This window comes from Frigoribacterium sp. Leaf415 (assembly GCF_001424645.1).
Taxonomy (GTDB): Bacteria; Actinomycetota; Actinomycetes; order Actinomycetales; family Microbacteriaceae; genus Frigoribacterium.
Genome location: NZ_LMQR01000001.1, coordinates 1,092,029 through 1,115,246, shown reverse-complemented (window position 1 = coordinate 1,115,246; position 23,218 = coordinate 1,092,029). Strand labels below are relative to the sequence as shown.

General features: G+C 70.3%; 21 protein-coding genes. 2 read left to right on the top strand and 19 right to left on the bottom strand.

The features are described 5' to 3' along the window. Positions 1 to 43 precede the first annotated feature (43 nt). The 19 genes from gmk to ASG28_RS05015 all read right to left on the bottom strand — a co-directional run bounded on the left by gmk (position 44) and on the right by ASG28_RS05015 (position 20,941). A complete protein-coding gene (gene gmk, locus ASG28_RS05105) occupies positions 44 to 958 on the bottom strand; it encodes a guanylate kinase (RefSeq protein ID WP_055972721.1) in 915 nt (304 codons plus the stop codon). Beyond that, on the bottom strand, positions 946 to 1,800 hold the full coding sequence (gene pyrF / locus ASG28_RS05100) for an orotidine-5'-phosphate decarboxylase (RefSeq protein WP_055972719.1): 855 nt from the start codon (positions 1,798 to 1,800) through the stop codon (positions 946 to 948). The genes gmk and pyrF overlap by 13 nt, the downstream gene beginning before the upstream one ends. Continuing rightward, positions 1,797 to 5,072, bottom strand: a complete 3,276-nt coding sequence (carB, locus tag ASG28_RS05095; protein WP_055972717.1) for a carbamoyl-phosphate synthase large subunit — start codon at positions 5,070 to 5,072, stop codon at positions 1,797 to 1,799. The genes pyrF and carB overlap by 4 nt, the downstream gene beginning before the upstream one ends. Next, positions 5,072 to 6,256 carry a glutamine-hydrolyzing carbamoyl-phosphate synthase small subunit gene (gene carA, locus ASG28_RS05090; protein ID WP_082454392.1) on the bottom strand — a complete coding sequence of 395 codons (1,185 nt, stop codon included), beginning with the start codon at positions 6,254 to 6,256 and terminating at the stop codon, positions 5,072 to 5,074. The genes carB and carA overlap by 1 nt, the downstream gene beginning before the upstream one ends. Beyond that, positions 6,249 to 6,770 (bottom strand): PH-like domain-containing protein, encoded by a 522-nt coding sequence (locus ASG28_RS05085; RefSeq protein ID WP_055972711.1) that lies wholly within the window; start codon positions 6,768 to 6,770, stop codon positions 6,249 to 6,251. The genes carA and ASG28_RS05085 overlap by 8 nt, the downstream gene beginning before the upstream one ends. Next, positions 6,767 to 8,137 carry a dihydroorotase gene (locus ASG28_RS05080; protein ID WP_055972708.1) on the bottom strand — a complete coding sequence of 457 codons (1,371 nt, stop codon included), beginning with the start codon at positions 8,135 to 8,137 and terminating at the stop codon, positions 6,767 to 6,769. The genes ASG28_RS05085 and ASG28_RS05080 overlap by 4 nt, the downstream gene beginning before the upstream one ends. Further along, positions 8,134 to 9,090 (bottom strand): aspartate carbamoyltransferase catalytic subunit, encoded by a 957-nt coding sequence (locus ASG28_RS05075; protein ID WP_055972706.1) that lies wholly within the window; start codon positions 9,088 to 9,090, stop codon positions 8,134 to 8,136. Before ASG28_RS05075 ends, ASG28_RS05080 begins: the two co-directional genes overlap by 4 nt. Further along, positions 9,087 to 9,680 (bottom strand): bifunctional pyr operon transcriptional regulator/uracil phosphoribosyltransferase PyrR, encoded by a 594-nt coding sequence (gene pyrR / locus ASG28_RS05070; RefSeq protein WP_082454390.1) that lies wholly within the window; start codon positions 9,678 to 9,680, stop codon positions 9,087 to 9,089. Before pyrR ends, ASG28_RS05075 begins: the two co-directional genes overlap by 4 nt. A gap of 132 nt (positions 9,681 to 9,812) precedes the next feature. Then, positions 9,813 to 10,223 carry a transcription antitermination factor NusB gene (gene nusB, locus ASG28_RS05065; protein WP_043592748.1) on the bottom strand — a complete coding sequence of 137 codons (411 nt, stop codon included), beginning with the start codon at positions 10,221 to 10,223 and terminating at the stop codon, positions 9,813 to 9,815. 3 nt (positions 10,224 to 10,226) lie between these two features. After that, positions 10,227 to 10,790, bottom strand: a complete 564-nt coding sequence (gene efp / locus ASG28_RS05060; protein ID WP_043592746.1) for an elongation factor P — start codon at positions 10,788 to 10,790, stop codon at positions 10,227 to 10,229. 85 nt (positions 10,791 to 10,875) lie between these two features. Continuing rightward, positions 10,876 to 11,964 carry a 3-dehydroquinate synthase gene (gene aroB / locus ASG28_RS05055; RefSeq protein WP_055972704.1) on the bottom strand — a complete coding sequence of 363 codons (1,089 nt, stop codon included), beginning with the start codon at positions 11,962 to 11,964 and terminating at the stop codon, positions 10,876 to 10,878. After that, positions 11,961 to 12,440 carry a shikimate kinase gene (locus ASG28_RS05050; RefSeq protein WP_055976953.1) on the bottom strand — a complete coding sequence of 160 codons (480 nt, stop codon included), beginning with the start codon at positions 12,438 to 12,440 and terminating at the stop codon, positions 11,961 to 11,963. Before ASG28_RS05050 ends, aroB begins: the two co-directional genes overlap by 4 nt. Positions 12,441 to 12,472: 32 nt before the next feature. Next, entirely contained in the window at positions 12,473 to 13,678 is a 1,206-nt protein-coding gene (gene aroC, locus ASG28_RS05045; protein ID WP_055972703.1) for a chorismate synthase, read from the bottom strand. Positions 13,679 to 13,778: 100 nt separating this feature from the next. Further along, entirely contained in the window at positions 13,779 to 15,116 is a 1,338-nt protein-coding gene (gene mltG, locus ASG28_RS05040; RefSeq protein WP_157485646.1) for an endolytic transglycosylase MltG, read from the bottom strand. Positions 15,117 to 15,119: 3 nt separating this feature from the next. Next, positions 15,120 to 15,629 carry a Holliday junction resolvase RuvX gene (gene ruvX, locus ASG28_RS05035; RefSeq protein ID WP_055972701.1) on the bottom strand — a complete coding sequence of 170 codons (510 nt, stop codon included), beginning with the start codon at positions 15,627 to 15,629 and terminating at the stop codon, positions 15,120 to 15,122. An 8-nt stretch (positions 15,630 to 15,637) separates the two neighbouring features. Next, positions 15,638 to 18,310, bottom strand: coding sequence for an alanine--tRNA ligase (gene alaS, locus ASG28_RS05030; protein WP_055972698.1), 2,673 nt, complete (start codon positions 18,308 to 18,310; stop codon positions 15,638 to 15,640). A 56-nt stretch (positions 18,311 to 18,366) separates the two neighbouring features. Beyond that, positions 18,367 to 18,558: a hypothetical protein gene (locus ASG28_RS05025; RefSeq protein WP_054146050.1), complete on the bottom strand. Its 192-nt coding sequence runs from the start codon at positions 18,556 to 18,558 to the stop codon at positions 18,367 to 18,369. A 123-nt stretch (positions 18,559 to 18,681) separates the two neighbouring features. Continuing rightward, positions 18,682 to 19,311 carry a 30S ribosomal protein S4 gene (rpsD, locus tag ASG28_RS05020; RefSeq protein WP_043592736.1) on the bottom strand — a complete coding sequence of 210 codons (630 nt, stop codon included), beginning with the start codon at positions 19,309 to 19,311 and terminating at the stop codon, positions 18,682 to 18,684. Positions 19,312 to 19,531: 220 nt separating this feature from the next. Next, positions 19,532 to 20,941 (bottom strand): replication-associated recombination protein A, encoded by a 1,410-nt coding sequence (locus ASG28_RS05015; RefSeq protein WP_082454388.1) that lies wholly within the window; start codon positions 20,939 to 20,941, stop codon positions 19,532 to 19,534. A gap of 65 nt (positions 20,942 to 21,006) precedes the next feature. Between ASG28_RS05015 and ASG28_RS05010 the strand changes: the two genes are divergently transcribed. Continuing rightward, the gene (locus ASG28_RS05010) at positions 21,007 to 21,798 is read left to right on the top strand and encodes a peptidylprolyl isomerase (RefSeq protein ID WP_082454386.1); all 792 of its coding nucleotides are present in this window, start codon (positions 21,007 to 21,009) and stop codon (positions 21,796 to 21,798) included. An 89-nt stretch (positions 21,799 to 21,887) separates the two neighbouring features. After that, on the top strand, positions 21,888 to 23,117 hold the full coding sequence (locus ASG28_RS05005) for a DUF349 domain-containing protein (protein WP_055972689.1): 1,230 nt from the start codon (positions 21,888 to 21,890) through the stop codon (positions 23,115 to 23,117). The last annotated feature ends 101 nt before the right edge of the window (positions 23,118 to 23,218 follow it).

Sequence of the window (23,218 nt, the reverse complement as noted above, 5' to 3'; positions counted from 1 at the left end):
ACACCGCTCGGGACGAGCGTGGGCACCAAGATCGGGGCGCGGGTCACGCGCGGGTGCGGCCCGGTTCGGGCGCAGTCATCAATTCTACGACCTCGCGGGCCGCTTCGGCCACGTCGTGGTTCACGACACGCGCGTCGAACTCGTCCTGGGCGGCCAGTTCGACCTTCGCTGTCTCGAGTCGGCGCTGCTGTTCGGCGGCGTCCTCGGTGCCTCGACCGATGAGTCGACGGACGAGTTCGTCCCAGGTCGGGGGGAGCAGGAAGACGAGCACGGCCTCGGGCATCGCGGCCCGGACGAGTCGGGCGCCCTGCAGGTCGATCTCGAGCAGCACGCTGCGACCCTCGTTCAAGGCGGCGTCCAGCGGGGGGCGGGGCGTGCCGTAGCGGTAGGAGTTGTGGACCGTGGCGTACTCGAGCAGTTCGCGGTCGCGGATCATGCGGTCGAACTCGGCGTCGTCCACGAAGTAGTAGTGGACGCCGTCGACCTCGCCGGGTCGCGGGGCACGGGTCGTCGCGGACACGCTGAGGTGCACGTCGGGGTAGTTCTCGCGGATGTACGTCGAGACGGTGCCCTTGCCCACGGCCGTGGGGCCGGCCAGGACGACCAGCCGGGACCGGAGGCGCCCCTTGGCCTCGCGGACGGCGAGCCAGTCGCCGAGGATGCGGCGTTGCCTGACCCCGAGCCCGCCGACCCGTTTCGACTCGGCGATGCCGAGCTCGGTCATGATGCGGGCGACGCGGGTCGGGCCGATCCCCGGGATGCTGGTGAGCAGCTCGCGGACCCGGAGGGACCCCTCGGGGCTCGTGGGTTCGCCGGCCCAGGCGGCCTCGGCGACGTCGAGGGCGCTCCGGGTGCGCGAGGCGACGGCGTTCTTGACGGCGGCGCGACCACGTCGTGCGGCCACGGCGGCGCGGGCCGCCGCGGCACGGTCGACGGGGGGCGGGGTCAGACGAGGCACGAACGCACCTCGTCGGCATCACGACGGACCGCGTCGGCGAACCCCGCCGGACCCGCCGAGAGGAGGGCACGGGAGGCGGAGACCAGCACGGCGCCGGCGGCAGGGCCGAAGAGTCGAGGGAGGTCGGCATAGGACGCGCCCTGGTGGCCGAACCCCGGGGCGAGCACCGGCGTCGTCGTCAGCCGGGCGGCGTCGATGCCGTAGTCGTCGAGGTCGACGGTCGCGCCGAGCACGAGGCCGACGCTGCCGAACGGGGCGTCGCCCGCCGTCTGGTTGTCATGGAGCACGTCGTCGACGATACCGCTCGCGACGGTGCCCTCCGCGCCGTGGGCGTCGGTCCGCACGGCCGTCTGGGTCACCAAGGCCTCGACGTTGGACGTCGCGGCCAACACGAACACACCTGCGCCGACGGCCCGTGCCCGCGTCACCAGCCCGGTCATGGACTCGAAGCCGAGATAGGGCGACACGGTCAGCGCGTCGACCCGCAACGGCGACGACCCGTCGAACCAGGCGTCACCGTAGCCGTCCATCGTCGAGCCGATGTCGCCCCGCTTGGCGTCACCGATCTGCAGCAGGCCCCGCTCGCGACCGGCCTCGAGGACGTCTTCGAGGGCTGCGAACCCCGCGGAGCCCCAGCGCTCGAAGAACGCGACCTGCGGCTTGACGATCGATGCCGAGCCGACCAGGCCGTCGACGACGCGCAGGCCGAACTCGCGCACGCCCGAGGCGTCGGACGAGAGACCCCACTGGTCCAGGAGGTAGGGGTGGGGGTCGATGCCGACGCAGAGCGGACCGTTCGCGGCGAACGCCGCCGCGAGCCGGTCGCCGAACGACGAGCTCACCGTCGGGCCGCCCGGGCGAGACCGTAGTCCTGCAGGCTCGTGACCTCGAGGTCGCTCTGCACGGCCTCGATCGATGCGACGGCCGCTCCGAGCTGCGCGATGGTCGTGAAGAGGGCCTTGTCGGCCGCCACGGTCGCCGCGCGGATCTCGTAGCCGTCCGCTCGGGCGCTCGAGCCGCTCGGGGTGTTGATCACGATGTCGACCTCGTCGGCGTTGATCAGGTCGACGACCGAGTGGCCCCCGGCGCTGAACTTGTCGACGGTGTCGGCGTGGATGCCGTTGCGCACGAGGACGGTGGCCGTCCCCTCGGTCGCCAGGATGCGGAACCCGAGTTGCTGGAGGCGCAGGACCGGCAACACGATCGCCCGCTTGTCGCGGTCGGCGACGCTGACGAAGACGGTGCCCGACGTCGGGAGCCCGCCGTAGGCGGCCGTCTGGCTCTTCGCGAACGCCCGGGGGAAGTCGCGGTCGATGCCCATGACCTCACCGGTCGAGCGCATCTCGGGGCTGAGGACGCTGTCGACGACCTGCCCCTCTTTCGTGCGGAACCGCTTGAAGGGCAGCACGGCCTCCTTCACCGAGATCGGCGAGTCGAGGGGGACGTCCGAGCCGTCCTGCTCGGGAAGCAGGCCCGTCTCCACGAGGTCGCGCACGCTGTGCCCGACCATGATCAGCGAGGCCGCCTTGGCCAGCGGGATGCCGAGGGCCTTCGAGACGAAGGGCACCGTCCGGCTCGCCCGGGGGTTGGCCTCGATGACGTAGAGCACGCCGGCCGCGATCGCGAACTGCACGTTGAGCAGACCGGACACGCCGATGCCCTTCGCGATCGCGAGGGTCGCGTCGCGGACGCGGTCGATCTCGCCCTTCCCGAGCGTGACGGGCGGCAGGGTGCAGCTGGAGTCGCCGGAGTGGATGCCGGCCTCCTCGATGTGCTCCATGATGCCGCCGACGTAGAGCTCGGTGCCGTCGTAGAGCGCGTCGACGTCGATCTCGACGGCGTCGTCCAGGAAGCGGTCGACCAGCAAGGGCGCCTCGGGGCCGATGATGGCCTGGTCCGCGACCCGCTCGAAGTAGTCGGCGAGCGAAGGGCTGTCGTAGACGATCTCCATGCCGCGGCCGCCGAGGACGTACGAGGGCCGCACCAGCACCGGGTAGCCGATCTCTTCGGCGACGGCGACCGCGCTGTCGTAGTCGGTCGCCGTGCCGTTGCGTGGTGCGAGCAGGCCGGCGGCGTCGAGGATGCCCTGGAAGAGGCCTCGTTCTTCGGCCGAGTCGATCGCGTCGGGTGTCGTGCCGAGGATGGGCACGCCGGCCGCTTCGAGCCCCTTGGACAGGCCGAGGGCCGTCTGGCCGCCGAGTTGCACGACGACGCCGACGAGCTCGCCGCTGGCGCTCTCGGCGTGGACGACCTCGAGGACGTCCTCGAGGGTGAGCGGCTCGAAGTACAACCGGTCGCTCGTGTCGTAGTCGGTCGAGACCGTCTCGGGGTTGCAGTTGATCATGATCGTCTCGAAGCCGGCGTCGCTCAGGGCGAAGCTCGCGTGGACGCACGAGTAGTCGAACTCGACGCCCTGCCCGATGCGGTTCGGCCCGGAGCCGAGGATGATCACCTTGCGGCGGTCGCTGGCCACGACCTCGGTCTCGGTGTCGTAGCTCGAGTAGTGGTACGGCGTCAGGGCGGGGAACTCCCCCGCGCAGGTGTCGACGGTCTTGAAGACGGGGCGCACGTCGAGGGCGTGGCGGTGATCGCGCACCTGCTGCTCGGAGAGGCCGCGCAACTGGCCGATCTGGTCGTCGCTGAAGCCGTGGTCCTTGGCGACCACGAGGGTGTCGGCGTCGAGCTCGGCGGCCGAGGCGACCTGCTCGGCGACTTCGTTGATCAGCACGATCTGGTCGATGAACCAGGGGTCGATCTTCGTGGCGTCGAAGACCTGCTCGGCGGTGGCACCGGCCCGCAGGGCCTGCTGCACGGTGACGATGCGGCCGTCGGTGGGCGTCGACGACAACGCGAGCAGCGCCTCCTGGTCTCCGGGTTCACCCTGCCAGTGGAAGCTCGACCCGCGCTTCTCGAGCGACCGGAGCGACTTCTGCAGCGCCTGGGTGAAGTTGCGGCCGAGGGCCATGGCCTCGCCCACGCTCTTCATCGTCGTGGTGAGCGTCGTGTCGGCCGCCGGGAACTTCTCGAACGCGAACCGGGGCACCTTGACGACGACGTAGTCGAGCGTCGGTTCGAAGGAGGCGGGGGTCACCTTCGTGATGTCGTTCGGGATCTCGTCGAGACGGTACCCGAGGGCCAGCTTCGCCGCGATCTTGGCGATCGGGAAGCCGGTCGCCTTGGACGCGAGGGCACTGGAGCGCGACACGCGGGGGTTCATCTCGATGACGATGACGCGGCCGTCCGCGGGGTCCACCGCGAACTGGATGTTGCAGCCACCGGTGTCGACACCGACGCGACGGATGATGTCGATGCTGATGTCGCGCAGGTTCTGGTACTCGCGGTCGGTCAGGGTCAACGCCGGCGCGACGGTGATCGAGTCGCCGGTGTGGACGCCGACCGGGTCGACGTTCTCGATCGAGCAGACGACGACCGTGTTGTCGGCCGTGTCGCGCATCATCTCGAGCTCGTACTCTTTCCAGCCGAGGATGCTCTCCTCGAGCAGGACCTCGGTGGTGGGGCTCTGGTGGAGGCCGTCCGTGACCATGCGGATCAGCTCGTCGCGGGTGTAGGCGAAGCCCGACCCGAGCCCGCCCATGGTGAACGAGGGTCGGATGACCAGCGGGTACCCCAGGTCTTCGGCGTACTCGACGGCCTGGTCGACGGTCGTGGCGATGTGCGACTTGGCGACGTCGGCACCGGATTCGAGCACGAGCTTCTTGAAGAGCTGGCGGTCCTCGCCCTTCTGGATGGCCTCGACCTTCGCGCCGATCAGCTCGACGCCGTGCTTGGCGAGGATGCCCTCCTCGTCGAGCTTGATCGCCGCGTTCAGGGCGGTCTGCCCGCCGAGGGTCGGCAGGATCGCGTCCGGGCGCTCCTTGACGATGATCGCCTCGAGCACCTCGGACGTGATGGGCTCGATGTACGTCGCGTCGGCGAAGTCGGGGTCGGTCATGATCGTGGCCGGGTTCGGGTTCACGAGGATGACCCGGACGCCCTCTTCGCGCAGCACGCGGCAGGCCTGGGTGCCCGAGTAGTCGAACTCGGCCGCCTGGCCGATGACGATCGGCCCGGAGCCGATCACGAGGACGGAGTTGATGTCGTCACGCTTGGGCATCAGTTGCTGCTTTCGATGTCGGAGCCGAAGTCGACGGCCTGGCCGGTCGTGCGGGCGACGACCGCGTCACGGAAGCGGTCGAAGAGATGGTTGCTGTCGTGGGGGCCCGCCGCGGCCTCGGGGTGGTACTGCACCGAGAACGCGGGGATGTCGAGGGCGCGGAGGCCCTCGACGACCTGGTCGTTCAGGCTGTAGTGGCTGACCTCCACCCGGCCGAAGCCGGCCGGCGAGTCGAGGACGCCGTCGATCGGTGCGTCGACCGCGAACCCGTGGTTCTGGCTGGTGATCTCGACCTTGTTCGTCGTCTTGTCGAGCACCGGCTGGTTGATGCCGCGGTGACCGAAGGGCAGCTTGTACGTTCCGAAGCCCAGGGCCCGGCCGAACAGCTGGTTGCCGAAGCAGATGCCGAAGTACGGCAGACCGTCGCGGAGGGCGCCCTGGAGCAGCTCGACCTGCGAGTCGCTCGCCGCCGGGTCGCCGGGGCCGTTCGAGTAGAAGAGGGCGTCGGGGGCGAGGGTGCGGAGTTCGTCGAGGGTCGTGGACTGCGGCAGCACGTGGACCTCGAAGCCGCGCTGCGCGAGGTAGCGCAGCGTCGAGGTCTTCACGCCCAGGTCGAGGACGGCGACGGATCCGATGCGGTCGCCCTCGGCCTGCAGCACGTACGGCTCGACCGTCGACACCTGACTCGACAGGTTGAGGCCGCGCATGTCGGCCCCGGCGGTGACGAGGGCGAGCTGCTCGTCGGGGTCGAGCCCGGCGTCGGGCCCGCTGAAGACCCCGCCCTTCATCGAGCCCACCTCGCGCAGACGGCGGGTCACGGCGCGGGTGTCGATGCCACGGATGCCGACGATGCCGTCGGCGACGAGCTGGTCGTCGAGGCTGCCCTGAGCGCGGTGGTTCGAGACCACGCGGCTCGCGTCCCGGACGACGTATCCGGCGACCCAGATGCGGCGCGACTCGGGGTCGGTGTCGTTCACGCCCGTGTTGCCGATGTGCGGGGCGGTCATGACGACGATCTGCCCGGCGTACGAGGGGTCGGTGAGGGTCTCCTGGTAGCCGGTCATGCCGGTCGCGAAGACGACCTCGCCGAGGGTGCGTCCGACGGCGCCGTAGGCGCGACCCGTGTACCGGGTGCCGTCGGCGAGGACCAGCACGGCCCTGTCGGTGGTGGAGGCGTCAGTCAATGGTCTTCTCCTTGGTGGTGCCGGCCCCGGGGGCCGTGGGGACGAGGGGGCGGATCGCGGCGACGACGGGGCTCGGGTCGTCGGTGATGCGCAGGTAGGTGTCGAGGTCGACGTCGCCGAGGCGCCAGCCGACGAGCACGAGGCCGTCGCGCTCGACGACCCGGTCGATGGTCCAGGTCGCGCGGTCGACGCCCCGCAACGAGGAGGCGCGGATCAGCACGGCCGGTTCGCCCGCGATCTCGAGGCGCACGCCCTCGGCGTGGACGGACACGATCGCCCGACCGCGGAACCCGAGGCCGTGGACGACGACGCGGTCGAGCGGGTCGCCGCCTCGTGACGTCGCGACGTAGAGGGCGTCGACCGCCACGACGGGGTCCGACAGGTCGTCGGGCGCCCGGTCGGGGGCGGGGATGTCGGACTGACGGCGCCCGCGGGCCCGCCAGGACCGGGCCATCAGACCGATCAGCAGCCCGACGCCGACGAGGATGAGGGCAGCGATGATCCACTGGCTCATCGGGTGGACGTCCCCTCGGTGGCGGCGAGGGCGGCGGCGCTGTCGACGAGTCGGGCCGCGTGGGCGACGACCTCGCTGTCGACGACGTGGCCGTCGACCACGGTCGCGTAGCCCTGGTGGAAGGTCGCCCGCACCTGACCGGGCAGGACGCGTCCGAGGTAGGGCGAGTTGCGGCTCTTGCCCGCGAGGTGCTCGGTCGAGAACGTGCGGGTCACCTCTCGATCGTAGAGCGTGAGCTCGGCGGGCTCGCCCACGGCGAGGGGACGCCCGTGCCCGGTCACCTGGCCGATGGCGGCCGGGGTGATCGACATCACCCGGGCCACGTCGGCCCAGCCGATCAGACCCGTGTCGACCATGGTGTGGTGGACGACCGAGAGGGCGGATTCGAGACCGACCATGCCGTTGGCGGCGGCGTCCCACTCGCAGCACTTCGCCTCGGAGGTGTGCGGGGCGTGGTCGGTGGCCACGATGTCGATCGTGCCGTCGGCCAGGGCGGCACGCAGCGCGTCGACGTCTTCCGAGCGTCGCAGCGGTGGATTGACCTTGTACCGCGAGTCGTAGCCCGACACGAGGTCTTCGGTGAGCAGCAGGTGGTGCGGGGTGACCTCGGCCGTGACCTCGATGCCGCGCGACTTGGCCCAGCGGATGACCTCGACGCTGCCCGCGGTCGAGACGTGGCAGACGTGCAGTCGGGCGCCGACGTGGTCGGCGAGCAGCACGTCGCGGGCGATGATCGCCTCTTCGGCCACCGCGGGCCAGCCGCCCAGGCCGAGCTCGGCCGACAGTGCGCCCTCGTTCATCTGGGCACCCTCGGTGAGCCGGGGCTCTTGGGCGTGCTGGGCGAGGACTCCCCCGAAACCCTTGATGTACTCGAGCGCCCGACGCATCAGCAGCGGGTCCGCCACGCAGGACCCGTCGTCGGAGAAGACCCGGACGGCGGCACGGGAGCGGGCCATGGCGCCGATCTCGGAGAGGTGGGTGCCCTTCAACCCCTGGCTGACGGCACCGATCGGGCGGACGGTCACGAAGCCGGCGCGCTCCCCCAACGCCTGCACCTGTTCGACGACCCCCGCGGTGTCGGCCACGGGCGACGAGTTCGCCATGGCGTTGACGGCGGTGTACCCGCCGGCGGCCGCCGCGCGCGACCCGGTCAGGACGGTCTCGCTGCCCTCGCCGCCGGGCTCGCGCAGATGGGTGTGCAGGTCGACGAGGCCGGGCAGCAGGAGCAGGCCGTCGGCGTCGGTGACCGTCGCGCCGGCGGCGGTGAGGCCGGTGCCGAGCTCGACGACGACGCCGTCGCGGACGACGACGTCCGTCCGGCTGCCGTCGACGGTCTCGGCGCCCCGGATGAGGTGGGTGGTGGTCACGATGCGTCCTCTCGGTCGCCGGCGAGGGTGAGGTAGAGCACGGCCATGCGGACGGCCACGCCGTTGGTGACCTGCTCGCGGACGGTCGACCGCGGCGAGTCGGCGGCCTCGTCGCTGATCTCGAGGCCGCGGTTCATCGGGCCGGGGTGCATGACGAGCGTCGACTCGGGCAGCGACCGGAACCGCATCGCGCCGAGGCCCCAGGACCGGGCGTACTCGCGCGGGTTCGGGAAGAACGCGTCGTTCATGCGCTCCTGTTGGATGCGCAACATCATGACGACGTCCGGTCGCACGTCGGCCAGCGCCTCGTCGAGGTCGTAGCGGACGTCGACGCCGAAGCGGCTGACGTCCACCGGGATCAACGTGGGAGGCGCGACCACCGTCACGTGGGCGCCGAGCGTCCGCAGCAGCCACGCGTTGGATCGGGCGACCCGGGAGTGCAGGATGTCGCCGACGATCATCACCTCGACGCCGTCGAGGTCGCGCCCTCGGCTCACCGCCCCGTGGACGCGACGACGGATCGTGAAGGCGTCGAGCAAGGCCTGCGTGGGGTGCTCGTGGGTGCCGTCACCCGCGTTGACGATGCCGGCGTCGACCCAGCCGCTGTCGGCGAGCACGCGTGGGGCACCGCTCGACGGATGGCGGATCACGATGCCGTCCGCCCCCATGGCGGCGAGGGTCTGGGCCGTGTCCTTCAGGGACTCGCCCTTCGAGACGCTCGAACCCTTCGCCGCGAAGTTGATGACGTCCGCACTGAGACGCTTGGCGGCGGCCTCGAACGAGATGCGCGTGCGGGTGCTGTCCTCGTAGAACAGGTTGACGACCGTGATGCCGCGGAGCGTCGGCAGCTTGCGCACCTCGCGGGTGGCGACGTCGGCCATGTCCTCCGCGACGTCGAGGACGCGGATCGACTCGTCACGCGAGAGATCGGCGGTGCTGAGCAGGTGCCTCATCGGTTCGCCCCCGGGGTGGTGACGGGCGCGGGGTCGGAACCCGCGCCTCCTGCGGTCGTGCCGTCGTCGATGGCCACGAGTTCGTCGTCGTCGACGCCGTGCAGTCGCACGAAGATGCGCTCGACGGTCGAGGTGGGCAGGTTCTTGCCCACGAAGTCCGCGCGGATCGGAAGCTCTCGATGCCCGCGATCGACGAGGACGGCGAGGCGGACCGCCCGGGGCCGACCGATCGAGCTCAGCGCGTCCAGCGCGGCACGGATGGTCCGGCCCGAGTAGAGGACGTCGTCGACGAGGACGACGGTCTTGCCGTCGATGCCGCCGGAGGGCACCGAGGTGGGGCGGGGCGACCGGGTGGGCTGTCGCCGGAGATCGTCGCGGTACATCGTCACGTCGACCGATCCGCCGGGCACGGTGCTGCCCGAGATGGACGAGAGGGTCGCGGCGAGACGGTCGGCGAGCACGACGCCGCGCGTCGGGATGCCCAGGACGACCAGGTCGTCGGCGCCCTTGTTGGACTCGAGGATCTCGTGCGAGATGCGCGTGAGGGCACGCGCGATGTCAGCCTGACTCAGCACGGTACGGGTGCTCAATCGGACCTCCTTCCCCGCCTCTCGGGACGGAACTTAAAGGATGTCGGTGTGGGTGGCTCAACCCTATCGGTTCGTCGTACGACCGACGAGTCGACCGGTGACGATCAGTCGGTGGTGATCAACCGGCGACCGTCAGTCGGCGGTCGCGATGCGGCCGAGCAGGCCGTTGACGAACGAGGCCGAGTCGTCGGTGCTGAGCGTCTGCGCGAGCTCGACGGCCTCGCTGATCGCCACGGCGTCGGGGATCTCGTCGTTGTGACGGAGCTCCCAGATGCCGATGCGGATGATCCCGCGGTCGAGGGTGGGCATGCGCGCGAGGGTCCAACCCTGCGAGTACGTCTCGATCAGTTCGTCGATCTCGTCGCGGTGGTCGATGACGCCCTGGACGATGTCGCGGGCGTAACCCCAGCTCGACCCGCGCTCGGGCTGGTCGAGGGCCCGTTGGGTCTCGGCGACCAGAGCGTCGGTCATGCTGATCTGACGGATGTCGGCGACATACAGGACGTCGAGGGCGCGCTTGCGCGCCTTGGTGCGTGCGCTCACCGACTAGTCGTTGACGCGGCCGAGGTAGCCGCCGTCGCGGGTGTCGACCTTGACCTTGGTGCCGGTCTCGAGGAACAGCGGCACCTGGATCTCGTAGCCGGTCTCGACGGTGGCGGGCTTGGTGCCGCCGGTCGACCGGTCGCCCTGGAGGCCGGGCTCGGTGTAGGTGACCTCGAGGATGACCGAGGCGGGCAGCTCGATGTACAGCGGGTCGCCGTCGTGCAGGGCCATCTGCACGTTCTGGTTCTCGAGCATGAAGTTCTTCGCGTCGCCGACGATCGTGGCGGGCACGTTGATCTGGTCGTAGTCGCTGGTGTCCATGAACACGTAACCGTCGGCCTCGGCGTAGAGGTACGTGTACTCGCGACGGTCGACGTTGGCGAAGTCGATCTTGGTGCCGGCGTTGAACGTCTTGTCGACGACCTTGCCCGACATCACGTTCTTCATCTTCGTGCGGACGAACGCTCCACCCTTGCCCGGCTTGACGTGCTGGAACTCGATGACGTTCCAGAGTTGGCCGTCGAGGTTGAGGACGGCACCGTTCTTGATGTCGTTGGTAGTCGCCATGCGCGGATGATCCGTTCGGGGTGGTGGGAGGTCGGCCGGAATCGGCCATCGTCGAGTGTAGCGGACGCCCTGACGGGCCGGAGGGCTACGAACCGATCTCTTGGTAGGCCGCGAAGAGCAGGCTCTGGTCGGGCCCCTGCAGCACGGTCGGCCGACCGATCTCGTCGAGGACGATGAAGCGCAACAGGCCCGCGCGGGCCTTCTTGTCACGCTGCATCGTCGCGAGCAGGGTGTTCCAGCGGCCCAGGGGGTACGAGACCGGCAGGGTCAGCGACTCGAGGATCCGCCGGTGACGGTCGACCGCCTCGTCGGACAGGCGTCCGGTCAGACGCGCCAGCTCGGCGGCGAAGACCATGCCCACCGAGACCGCGGCCCCGTGGCGCCACTGGTAGCGCTCGGCGTGCTCGACGGCGTGGCCGAGGGTGTGGCCGTAGTTCAGGATCTCGCGGAGACCCTGCTCGGTGAGGTCTTCTCCGACGACGCGGGCCTTGAGACCGATCGCCAACTCGACGACCCGTCGGAACTCGGGCGTCGTCGGGTCGGTCGCCCGGTCGACGTCGGCCTCGACGATGTCGAGGATCTCGGGTTCGGCGATGAACCCGACCTTCACGACCTCGGCGAAGCCGGCCAGGATCTCGTTCTTCGACAACGTGTCGAGGTGGTCGAGGTCGGCCAGCACCGCGACCGGCGGGTGGAAGACGCCGACGAGGTTCTTGCCCTCGGCCGTGTTCACACCGGTCTTGCCGCCGACGCTCGCGTCGACGAGCCCGAGCACGCTGGTCGGCATCTGGACGAGCGGGACGCCCCGGAGCCAGGTGCCCGCGACGAAGCCGGCCAGGTCGGTGATGGCCCCGCCGCCGAGACCGATGACGGCGTCGGTGCGGGTGAAGTCGGCCTGGCCCAGCACCTGCCAGCAGAAGGCGGCGACCTCGACGCGCTTGGCGTCCTCGGCGTCGGGCACCTCGGCGATGAGAGCCTCGTAGCCGGCCGCCACGAGGGAGTCGCGCACCTCGCCCGCCTTGCGGCCCAGCGTGGGCGCGTGGACGATCAGCACCTTCTTCGTCTGCGGGTGCAGGACGCCGGGCAGATGGCCGGTGAGTCCCCGACCGATCAGGACGTCGTAGGGGGCGTCTCCCCCGACGTGGATGGTCGTGGTGTCGGTCTCGTCGGTCATGCGGTGCCTCTCTCGGAGTCGAGCCAGGTCTCGATGTCGTCGACGACGGTCGAGACGGGCCGGTGGGACGTGTCAAACACGACGGACGCCAGGGCCCGGTAGACGGGATCGCGCTCGGCGGCGATGGCGCGCCAGGCGTCGATGCCCCCGCGCTGCAGCAGTGGCCGGGCACTGCCGGCCAACCGCGATTCGACGGCCTCGGCCGTCACGGTGAGCAGGACGACGGGCAAGCCGGACAAGGAGGCGCGGGTCCGGTCGTCGAGGACGGCTCCCCCGCCCAGCGACACCACCCCGTCACCGGCCAGGGCCTCGACCACGGCTTCGTGTTCGAGCGCCCGGAAGTGTGCCTCACCGTGACGTTCGAACAGCTCGGCGATGGGCCCGTGCCGTCGGACGACGAGGCGGTCGCTGTCGACGAACGGGACGTCGAGGCGGCGCGAGAGCTTCTTGCCGATGCTCGTCTTGCCCGCCCCCATGGGGCCGATCAGGACGACCGGCCGCGTGGTCGTCACTCGGCGGCGGACGCCGGCTGAGTCCGCAGGTTCTCGGGGATGGCGTCGAGGTAGCCCCGCAGGTTGCGAGCCGTCTCGCCCAGCGAGTCGCCGCCGAACTTCTCGAGGATCGAGTTCGCCAGGACGAGGGCGACCATCGACTCGGCGACGACGCCGGCGGCCGGGACCGCACAGACGTCGGAGCGCTGGTGGTGCGCCTTGCTCTCTTCGCCGCTCGTGACGTCGACCGTGGCCAGTGCCCGCGGAACGGTCGCGATCGGCTTCATGCCGGCACGCACGCGGAGGACGGTGCCCGTGCTCATGCCCCCCTCGGTCCCACCGGCGCGATCGGTGTCTCGCGAGATGACCCCGCCCGTGCGGTGGAGCTCGTCGTGGGCGACCGAACCGCGCCTGCGGGTGGTCTCGAAGCCGTCCCCGACCTCGACGCCCTTGATCGCCTGGATGCCCATCAACGCGGCGGCCAGCTGCGAGTCGAGACGACGGTCCCACTGGACGTGCGAGCCGAGCCCCGGCGGCACGCCGTAGGCGAGCACCTCGACGACGCCGCCCAGGGTGTCGCCGTCCTTCTTGGCGGCCTCGACCTCGTCGACCATGAGGGCGCTGGTCGCCTGGTCGAAGCAGCGCAGCGGATCGTCGTCGAGACGGTCGACGTCCGAGGGGACGGGCACCGGGCTGCCGTCGGGCACGCGCACCGGGCCGATGGACAGGGTGTGGCTGACGAGCTCGATGCCGAGCTCGGCGAGGAAGGACCGGGCCACGGCACCGAGGGCGACGCGGGCCGCCGTCTCGCGAGCACTTGCACGCTCGAGGATCGGCCGGGCCTCGTCGAAGTCGTACTTCTGCATGCCGACGAGGTCGGCGTGGCCGGGACGGGGTCGCGTGAGGGGCGCGCTTCTACCTCGTGAGGCGTCGCTCACCTCGACGGGCTCGGGACTCATGACCTCGACCCACTTCGGCCACTCGGTGTTGCCGATGCGCAGGGCGACGGGACTGCCCATCGTCAGGCCGTGGCGGACGCCGCCCGAGATGTTCAGCTCGTCCTGCTCGAACTTCATGCGGGAGCCGCGACCGTAGCCCAGCTTGCGACGGGCGAGGTCGGCACGGATCGCGTCGAGCGACACCGGCACGCCGGCCGGCAGCCCCTCGAGGACGGCGACGAGCTCGGGCCCGTGAGATTCTCCAGCGGTCAACCAACGAAGCATGGTGTCGATCTTCCCACAGAGAGAGGGGCCGACCGACCGTGTGACGGTCGGTCGGCCCCTCGGGACGGGCACGAGTGCTCGACGACCGACCGTCGGTCGGTCACTGGTACTCGGGGTGCTCCCGCATCCAGGCCTGCCATTGCTTCACGGCGGCCTGGTGCTCGGCGTACGTGGTCGAGAAGGCCGTCTCGCCCGTGTCGAGGTTGACCGTGACGAAGAACAGCCAGGTGCCGTCGGCCGGATTCAGGGCGGCGTTCAGGGCGAGGTCGCCCGGGTTCGAGATCGGCCCGACCGGCAGCCCCTCGTGGACGTAGGTGTTGTAGGCGTTGTTCGCGTCGCCGCGCTCCTCGTCGGTCGTCGTGACCCGGTGGGTGTTCCCGGTGCCGTAGGCGACCGTGGCGTCCGACTGCAGGAGCATGCCCTGGTCGAGACGGTTCTGGAAGACCCGCGCGACCTTGGGGTAGTCGTCGGCGAGGCCGGCTTCTTTCTGGATGAGCGACGCGAAGACGATCGTCTTCTGGTAGTCGGCGGGTTGTGCACCGGCGGACTGCAGGTGCTGGGTCATGGTCGTCACCATGTCTTGGAGGTAGTCGTGGGCCGTCTTGCCCGGGTCGAGCTCGTAGGTCGCCGGGAAGAGCCAACCCTCGAGGCTCGTGGCCTCGGCGGGCAGGCCGAACGTCGTGTAGTCCGCGGCGGCGGCCTGGACGTCGGCGATCGGGATCGACGTCGCGGAGGCGAGGAGCTCGTAGACGTCCGCCGCCACGGTTCCCTCGGGGATGACGACCTTGTTGGTGATGCGGTTGGCGCTGTCCTGGAGTGCGTCGAGGGCCGACTGGGCGCTCATCTGCTGCTGCAGGGTGTAGGTGCCCGGCTGGAAGGTCATCGACGGGTCGGACAGCAGGAGCGAGTAGGCCGACTCGTAGCTCTGCGTGACGCCGGCGTCCGCCAGGTTCTGCGCGATGTCGGAGCCGACCTGGCCCGAGACGATGGCGAAGTCGACGGGCGTGCCGTTGCCGCTGCCGGCGTAGTCGGCCGGTTCGTCGTCACCCGTGAACTTGGCGATCAGGGGTTGGACCTGCCCCCAGGCGGCGGCGACGCCGGCGGTGCCCCCGGCCAGGACGAGCACGAGGATCGAGGCGAGGACGATCGGGCCCTTCTTGGACCGTCGTTCGCGTGGTTCCCGCGTCGCGCGTGCGCGATCGCCACCACCGTCGGAGGGCGGAATGACGACGGGCTCGGCCCGTCGTTCGCGCTCACGCTGTTCGCGGCGGGAGAGAGCGGGGGCTTCGACGTGCGTGCTGCGGCGGAGGGGTGCGCCGTCGTCGGCGCCCGGCCGACCGTCGACCGACTCGCCTCGGCGGCGTCCGGAGCTGTCGGCAGGGCGGTCGTTCTGGGGTTGGGACGCGAAGATGTCGTCCCAATCGGGTTCGTCGGCCACGAATCACTGTCTTTCGTCGGTGGCGGGTGCGGCAACGTCGCCGCCCGTCTCTCGGGTCACGTCGACCGCCCGCCCGGGCGGCTGACCGCTCGAGCGCTCGAGGTCGAGCGCGTGCTGGACGATGATAACAGCGGCCACTTGGTCGATCACGGACCGTTGTCTCTTGCCCTTCCGGCCCGAGGCCCGGAGGGCACCCTGGGCGCTGACCGTCGAGAGGCGCTCGTCGACGAGACGGACGGGCACCGTGACGGCCTGCGCGATGGCCGCCGCGAAGTCCCGCGCGTCCTGCGTGGACGCCGTGTCGCGACCCGAGAGGGCGATGGGCAGACCGACGATCACCTCGAGCGCATCGAGTTCGGCGACCAGGTCGCGGACGGCACCGATGTCGGCCACACCGTCGGCGGAACGCGCGACCGTCTCGACCGGGGTGGCGAGCAGACCGTCCGGGTCGGTGCGAGCGACTCCGACCCGGGCCTTGCCCACGTCGATGCCGATGCGGACGCCGCGCCGCACGACCGTCCTCAGGCCCCGAGTTCGGCGACGATGCCGGCCAGCGCGGTGGGAATCGCCGAGACGTCGGATCCGCCGCCCTGTGCGAGGTCGTCCTTGCCGCCGCCGCCGCCACCGAGAGCCGAGGCGGCGCCCTTGGCGAGACGGCCGGCCTTGACTCCGGCCCGGCGCGCGCCGTCGGTGGTGGCCACGATCACGGCGGGCTTGCCCGCGACGTCCGCTGCCAGGGCGACGACCGCCGCGCTGGAGGCGCCGAGGCGTTCGCGAACCGACAGGGCGAGCGACCGCAGGTCGTCGGTCGAACCGAGCGACCCGACCGATTCGGCGACGACGGTGAGGTCGCCGATCGAGGTCGCCGTCTCGGCCAACGCCGGGACGCGCGTGGCGAGGCGGGCGGACTCGAACTCGGCGATCTTCTTCTCGGCCGTGCGGAGGCTCGTGACGATATCACCGATGCGGTCGGCCAGCTGATCGCGCGGGGTCTTCAGCGACGAGGTCAGTTGGGACACGAGGGCACGCTCGGCGGCGAACTCTCGGAACGCGTCCATGCCGACGAGCGACTCGACGCGGCGGTTCGTCGACCCCACCGAGGTCTCGCTGACGAGGTTGATGAGGCCGACCTGCGAGCTGGTGGAGACGTGCGTGCCCGCGCAGAGCTCGCGCGACCAGGGGCCACCGATGTCGACCATGCGGACGGTCTCGCCGTACTTCTCGCCGAACAGTGCCATGGCACCCAGGGCGCGGGCGTCGTCGAGGGGCATCTCGCGGGTGACGACCTGCAGGTCGTCGCGGATCGCGTTGTTGGCGATCTCCTCGATCTCGGACCGTGTCTGCGGGCTCAGCGCCTGGTTCCAGTTGAAGTCCAGCCGCATGTAGCCGGCCTTGTTGTAGGACCCGGCCTGGTGCGCCTCGGGGCCGAGCACCTCTCGGAGGGCGGCGTGGATCAGGTGCGTCGCGGAGTGCGCCTGCGTCGCGCCCCGGCGGTAGGCGGGGTCGACCACGCTGGTCGCCGCGTCGCCGACCCCCACCTCGCCGGAGGTGACCTGGACGCGGTGGCTGATGAGACCCTTGACCGGCTTCTGCACGTCGAGGACCTCGAGGTCGAAGCCCACGCCGACGATGCGACCCGAGTCGGCCTCTTGTCCACCGGACTCGGCGTACAGCGAGGTCTCGGCGAGGATGACCTCGGCGATGTCGCCCGCCACGGCCCGGTCGACGTCGGCCCCGTCGACGATCAGGCCGAGCACGCGGGTCTCGGTGTCGAGCTCGTCGTATCCCGTGAAGACCGTCTCGCCCTGGGCGCGGAAGGCGCTGTAGACGCTCAGGTCGGCCAGGGCCACCTTCCGCGACTTGGCGTCGGCCTTCGCGCGGGCGCGCTGCTCGGACATCAGCCGGTCGAACGCCTCGCGGTCGACCGTCAGGCCGCTCTCTTCCGCGATCTCGAGGGTGAGGTCGATGGGGAACCCGAAGGTGTCGTGCAGCAGGAACGCCGTGTCGCCCTGCAGCTGCGGGGTCGTGCCCGCCGAGGCGCGCTGCTTCGTGTCGTCGACGGCGATGTCGAGGATGTTCGTGCCGGCGGCCAGGGTGCGCAGGAAGGTCTCCTCCTCGGCGTAGGCCAGGCGCGAGATGCGGTCGTAGTCGGTCTCGACCTCGGGGTAGGCCGCCTTCATCGCGTCGCGGGACTCGGGGAAGAGCGCGGGGAACGTGGGGCCGTCGACGCCGAGCAGTCGCATCGAGCGGACCGTGCGGCGCAGGAGGCGGCGGAGGATGTAGCCGCGGCCCTCGTTGGACGGACGTACGCCGTCGGACATCAGCATGAGCGAGCTACGGACGTGGTCGGCGATGACCCGCATGCGGACGTCGTCGTCGTGGACCGCGCCGTAACGCCGCCCGGACAGCTCGGCGGCCTTGTCGAGGACCGGGCGCACCTGGTCGATCTCGTACATGTTGTCGACGCCCTGCTTGAGGAAGGCGACGCGTTCGAGACCCATGCCGGTGTCGATGTTCTTGTTCGGCAGTTCGCGCACGATGTCGAAGTCGACCTTCGAGCGGACGTTCTCGATCTGGTACTGCATGAACACGAGGTTCCAGATCTCGACGTAGCGGTCGTCGTCGGTCGCCGGACCGCCGTCGGCGCCGTAGGCGGGACCACGGTCGAAGAAGATCTCGGAGCACGGCCCCGCGGGCCCGGGCTGACCGGTGTGCCAGTAGTTGGAGTCCTTGCCGAGGCGCTGGATGCGCTCGTCGGGCAGGCCGGCGACCTTCTTCCAGAGGGCGATGGCCTCGTCGTCCTCTTCGTACACCGTCACCCACAGGTCGCCGGGCGAGAACGCGAGACCGCCGTCGGCCTCGCTCGAGGTCAAGAGCTCCCAGGCGTAGCCGATCGCCTCTTCTTTGAAGTAGTCGCCGAAGGAGAAGTTGCCGTTCATCTGGAAGAACGTGCCGTGTCGGGGCGTCTTGCCGACCTCTTCGATGTCGTTGGTGCGGATGCACTTCTGGACGCTCGTGGCGCGGGGGTACGGCGTCGGGACGAGCCCGGTGAGGTACGGGATGAACGGGACCATGCCCGCGACCGTGAAGAGGAGGCTCGGGTCGTCGCTGACCAGGGACGCGGACGGGACGACGGTGTGGCCCCGATCGCCGAAGTAGTCGAGCCAACGGCGGCGGATTTCGGCGGTCTGCATGGTTCTCCCGAGGGTGGGTTGGTCGTGTGTCAGGACGAGGAGGCGCGGCCGGGCGCTCAGGACTCGTCGCGGTCGGTGCGCAGTTCGGCCTCGCGGGCCTTGTAGCCGTCGACCACGGCAGCGCGGAACGACTTCACGTTGCCGTCGAGGCCGCCGAAGAACTGCTGACCCCGAGGTGTCTTGTTGAACTGGTGGGCGACGGCGAAACCGCCGACGACACCGACGGCGAGCAGGAACAGGCTCTTCACGGGGACTCCTCTTGGGGCTGGTGCCGCGACGTGCGAGCGCGACGACACATCAGCTTACCCGGCCCCGGGAACGCGAAAGGAGCGGGCCACGACCGTGGCCCGCTCCTGACGGGGTGACGAGTTCTAGCGCGCGGCGTAGTACTCGACGACGAGCTGGACCTCGCAGGTCACCGGGACCTCGACGCGCTTCGGGCGGCGCACGAGGCGGGCCTGCAGCTTGTCGATCTCGACCTCGAGGTAGCCGGGCACCTTGGGCAGCAGGTCGACGTGACCGCCGGCCGCGGCGACCTGGAAGGGCTCGGTCTTCTCGCTGCGCTCTTTCACGTGGATCATCTGACCCGGCTTGACGCGGAACGAGGGGCGGTCGACGAGCTTGCCGTCGACGAGGATGTGACGGTGCACGACCATCTGACGGGCCTGGGCCGTCGTGCGGGCGAAGCCGGCACGCAGGACGAGGGCGTCGAGACGGGTCTCGAGGAGCTCGACCAGGTTCTCACCGGTCAGGCCCGAGGCCTTGCGAGCCTCGTTGAAGACGATCTTGAGCTGGGCCTCGCGGATGCCGTACTGGGCGCGCAGGCGCTGCTTCTCACGCAGGCGGACGGCGTAGTCGCTGTCGGTCTTGCGCTTGGTGCGACCGTGCTCACCGGGAGCGTAAGGGCGCTTCTCGAGGTAGCGAGCGGCCTTCGGGGTCAGCGCGATGCCGAGGGCACGCGAGAGACGGGTCTTGCTGCGGGTACGTGACTTGGTGGACACTTGTTCCTTTTTCTTGTCGGTGGTTCGTCATGGACCGCCCCAGCGCGCGAGCGCCGAGCGGCGTAACAAGAGGGGTGAGTGCCGCGGTGGCGACCGGCTACAGGTCGTCGCACCTTGATCGGGTCGTCGTCAGCAGCCGCGCGTCGACGCCCGAGAACAGGCAACCACCCGAGCATACAGGAGCCCGGGGACGGATGCGAGCAGCGCGTCGATCGTGCCGTCAGTGCCCCCGCGTGATGCGGCGCAGCTTCTCGAGGCGCGCCGCCACGTCGCGCTCGTTGCCGTTGGCGGTGGGGTCGTAGTACTCGTGGCCGACGAGTTCGTCGGGGAGGTACTGCTGCTCGACCACCCCGAACTCGGAGTCGTGGGCGTAACGGTAGCCCTTCCCGTGCCCCAGGCGTCTGGCCCCGGGGTAATGGGCGTCGCGCAGGTGCTTGGGCACGCGGCCCGCCTTGCCGGCCCGGACGTCGGCGATGGCGGCGTCGAGCGCGGAGTAGGACCGGTTCGACTTGGGCGCGGTCGCCAGGTAGACGACGGCCTCGGCCATGGGGATGCGGCCCTCGGGCATGCCGATCATCTGCACGGCGGTCGCGGCCGAGACCGCCACGGTCAGCGCGTTCGGGTCCGCTATTCCGATGTCCTCGCCGGCCGACACGATGATCCGTCGGCAGATGAAGCGCGGGTCCTCGCCCGCCTCGATCATCCGGGCGAGGTAGTGGAGCGCCGCGTCGACGTCGGACCCCCGGATCGACTTGATGAAGGCGCTGATGACGTCGTAGTGCTCGTCCCCGTTGCGGTCGTACCGCAGCAGGGCGCGGTCGACCGACTGGGCGACGATCTCGGACGTGATCGCGGGGCGGTCGTCGTCGGGATCGGTCTCGTCGTACTCGGCGTCGGGGTCGAAGTCGGCGTCGGCCGCGTCGTCGGGCGAGGCGGTCGGCACCGCGTCGGCCTCGAGCTTCGTGGCCCACGCCGACTGGGCGGACGCCTCGAGCGCCGTGAGCGCACGTCGTGCATCGCCCGAGGCCAGCCGGACGATCGTGGCCAGGGCCTCGTCGTCGAGCCGGACGGCTCCGTCGAGACCGCGGGGGTCGACGACCGCTCGTTGCACCAGCTGGGCCAGGTCGTCGTCGCTGAGCTGTTCGAGGGTCAGCAACAGCGAGCGGGACAGCAACGGCGTGATGACCGAGAACGAGGGGTTCTCGGTCGTGGCGGCGATGAGGATGACCCAGCCGTTCTCGACGCCCGGCAACAGAGCGTCCTGCTGCGCCTTGGTGAAGCGATGGATCTCGTCGAGGAAGAGCACCGTCGTCGTGCCGTAGAGGTCACGGTTCGACAGGGCCTTCTCCATCACCTGTCGGACGTCCTTGACGCCGGCGGTCACGGCGGACAGCTCGATGAACTGTCGCCCCGAACTGCGTGCGATGGCTTGCGCGAGGGTCGTCTTGCCCGTGCCCGGCGGACCCCAGAGGATGACGGAGACCGCACCTTGGTCGGCACCCGTGTCGGACGCCAGGGTGACCAGGGGCGAGCCGGGCCGCAGCAGGTGCCGTTGGCCGGCGACCTCGTCGAGGGTGGTGGGACGCATGCGGACCGCGAGAGGGGTCGAGCTCTGCGGGAGCGGGCTCATGGTGACCCATGCTAGACCGGCCCTCCGATACAGTGCAGGCTGGACATCACCGAGCTGGAGGACCCGTGGCACCGAGCAAGAACCCGGACCGTGAGAACCGAGACCGGCTCCGCAGGTACACCGCTCGTCAGCAGGTGCACGCCATGCAGGTCGCCCGGCGTCGTCGGGACAACGTCCTCGCCGTGACCGCCGTCGTGGTCGTGGTCGGACTCGCGGCCGTGTCGCAGGTCTTCTGGTCGACGAGCGGGCCCGGTGCCCCCGTGGCGACTCCTTCGGACGTGCCCAGCGCCTCCTCGACGCCCGCCGCAGGCGAGAACGTCGGCGACGTGCCCAGCGAGTCGATCGCCGAGGGCCGCACCTGGACCGGCGGGCTGACGCTCAACGACGGCGTCGACCTCGGGATCGAACTGGACGGGGTGAAGGCCCCCCAGGCGGCGAGCGTCGTCATCGACCTGATCCAGAAGGGCTTCTACACGGGCACGACCTGCCACCGCATGAGCGATGCCGCGACGGCGAAGTTCATCCAGTGCGGCTCGGCCAACGGCGACGGGACGGGCGACGCCGGCTTCACCTTCGGCCCGCTCGAGAACGTCCCCACGGACGGCGTGTACCCGACCGGGACGATCGCCATGGCTCGCAGCACCGACCCGTACTCGCAGTCGACGCAGTTCTTCATCACCTACGGAGACACGACCCTCGACGGCTCGACGGGCGGCTACACCGTTGTCGGACGGGTCACGAGCGGACTCGACCAGCTCGAGGCCCAGATCACGGACGCGGGCCTCACGCCCGGCTCGAGCGAGACCGACGGTGCCCCCGTCGTGGCGACCACGATCACGGGCGCCACGATCGAGTAGTCCGCCGCGGCCCGCCGTGCAATAGGCTGGGCACCCATCGCGGTGGCCTGTCCTGGTTCCGCGACGAGCACTTTCAGCAAGGGATAAAAGTGGCTACTGACGATCAGGCACCCTGGGGCCGCGTCGACGACGACGGCACGGTCTACCTCCGCGAGGGCGACGGCGAACGCGCGGTGGGGCAGTACCCGGACGCGACGCCTGCCGAGGCACTGGCGTACTACGAGCGCAAGTTCGTCGAGCTCGCCGGGCAGGTGACGTTGCTCGAGCAGCGGATCAAGCGCGGCGCATCGGCGGGCGACGTCGTCAAGACCGTCACCCACCTGCGTGAGCAACTCGTCGAACCGAGCGCGGTCGGTGACCTCGAGGCCCTCCGTGCTCGTGTCTCGGCACTCGACTCGACGGTCGACGAGCTCACGCAGCAGCAGAGCGCCGAGGCGCAGAAGGCCCTGACCGAGGCGGTCGCCTATCGCACCGCGCTCGTCGTGGAGGCCGAGACCCTCGCCGCCCAGGACCCCGCCCGCGTGCAGTGGAAGCAGGTGACGGCCAGCATCGACGACATCTTCGCCCGCTGGCAGAAGCACCAGCAGGACGGTCCCCGCATCCCGAAGGGCGAGGGCAACGACCTCTGGAAGCGCTTCCGTGCCGCGCGCACGACGATCGACCAGCACCGCAAGGCCTTCTACGCCGACCTCGACGCCACGCACCGTGACGCCCGTCAGCGCAAACAGGCCCTCGTCGAGTCGGCCGAGGCCCTCGCGCCGAAGGGCGTCGACGGCATCCCCGCCTACCGGGGGCTGCTCGACGACTGGAAGCGCGCCGGACGCGCCGGCAAGAAGTACGACGACGCCCTGTGGGCGAAGTTCAAGCGGGCAGGCGACGTGCTCTACGCCGCCAAGTCCGAGGTCGTCGCCCAGGACGCTGCCGAATACGAAGGCAACCTCGAGCTGAAGCTCGAGTTGCTCACCGAGGCCGAGAAGATCCTGACGGTCACGGATCGGGTTCCGGCCCGAGAGGCCCTCACCTCGATCCAGCTGCGGTGGGACGAGATCGGTCGCGTTCCCCGTGAGCAGGTCCGGGTCGTCGAGGACCGCCTCCGCAAGGTCGAATCCCACGTGCGCCAACTCGACGAGCAGTTCTGGGAGAAGAACAACCCCGAGCGTCAGGCACGATCCCAGGGGCTCGCGAGCCAGCTGCACGATGCCATCGGCAAGCTCGAGGACGAGCTCGCGACGGCCGAGGCGAGCGGCGACGCGCGTCGGGTGAAAGAGGCTCGTGAAGCCCTCGACGCCCGAAAGGTCTGGCTCGACGCCATCGGTTGACCGCCACCGGCCCGTCGCCCACCGACGTCATGAACCGTCCGATTCTCCACAGGGAGGGTCGGGCGGTTCGTCGTCTCGGGCGGGGTCGGCCAGGGTGGGCA

What these genes read in the sequence shown, in the direction of transcription:
- carB (WP_055972717.1), bottom strand. Translation starts at nt 5,072, where the DNA reads ATGCCCAAGCGTGACGACATCAACTCCGTCCTCGTGATCGGCTCCGGG.
- ASG28_RS05085 (WP_055972711.1), bottom strand. Translation starts at nt 6,770, where the DNA reads ATGAGCCAGTGGATCATCGCTGCCCTCATCCTCGTCGGCGTCGGGCTG.
- ASG28_RS05075 (WP_055972706.1), bottom strand. Translation starts at nt 9,090, where the DNA reads ATGAGGCACCTGCTCAGCACCGCCGATCTCTCGCGTGACGAGTCGATC.
- efp (WP_043592746.1), bottom strand. Translation starts at nt 10,790, where the DNA reads ATGGCGACTACCAACGACATCAAGAACGGTGCCGTCCTCAACCTCGAC.
- aroB (WP_055972704.1), bottom strand. Translation starts at nt 11,964, where the DNA reads ATGACCGACGAGACCGACACCACGACCATCCACGTCGGGGGAGACGCC.
- ASG28_RS05050 (WP_055976953.1), bottom strand. Translation starts at nt 12,440, where the DNA reads ATGGGGGCGGGCAAGACGAGCATCGGCAAGAAGCTCTCGCGCCGCCTC.
- aroC (WP_055972703.1), bottom strand. Translation starts at nt 13,678, where the DNA reads ATGCTTCGTTGGTTGACCGCTGGAGAATCTCACGGGCCCGAGCTCGTC.
- alaS (WP_055972698.1), bottom strand. Translation starts at nt 18,310, where the DNA reads ATGCAGACCGCCGAAATCCGCCGCCGTTGGCTCGACTACTTCGGCGAT.
- ASG28_RS05015 (WP_082454388.1), bottom strand. Translation starts at nt 20,941, where the DNA reads ATGAGCCCGCTCCCGCAGAGCTCGACCCCTCTCGCGGTCCGCATGCGT.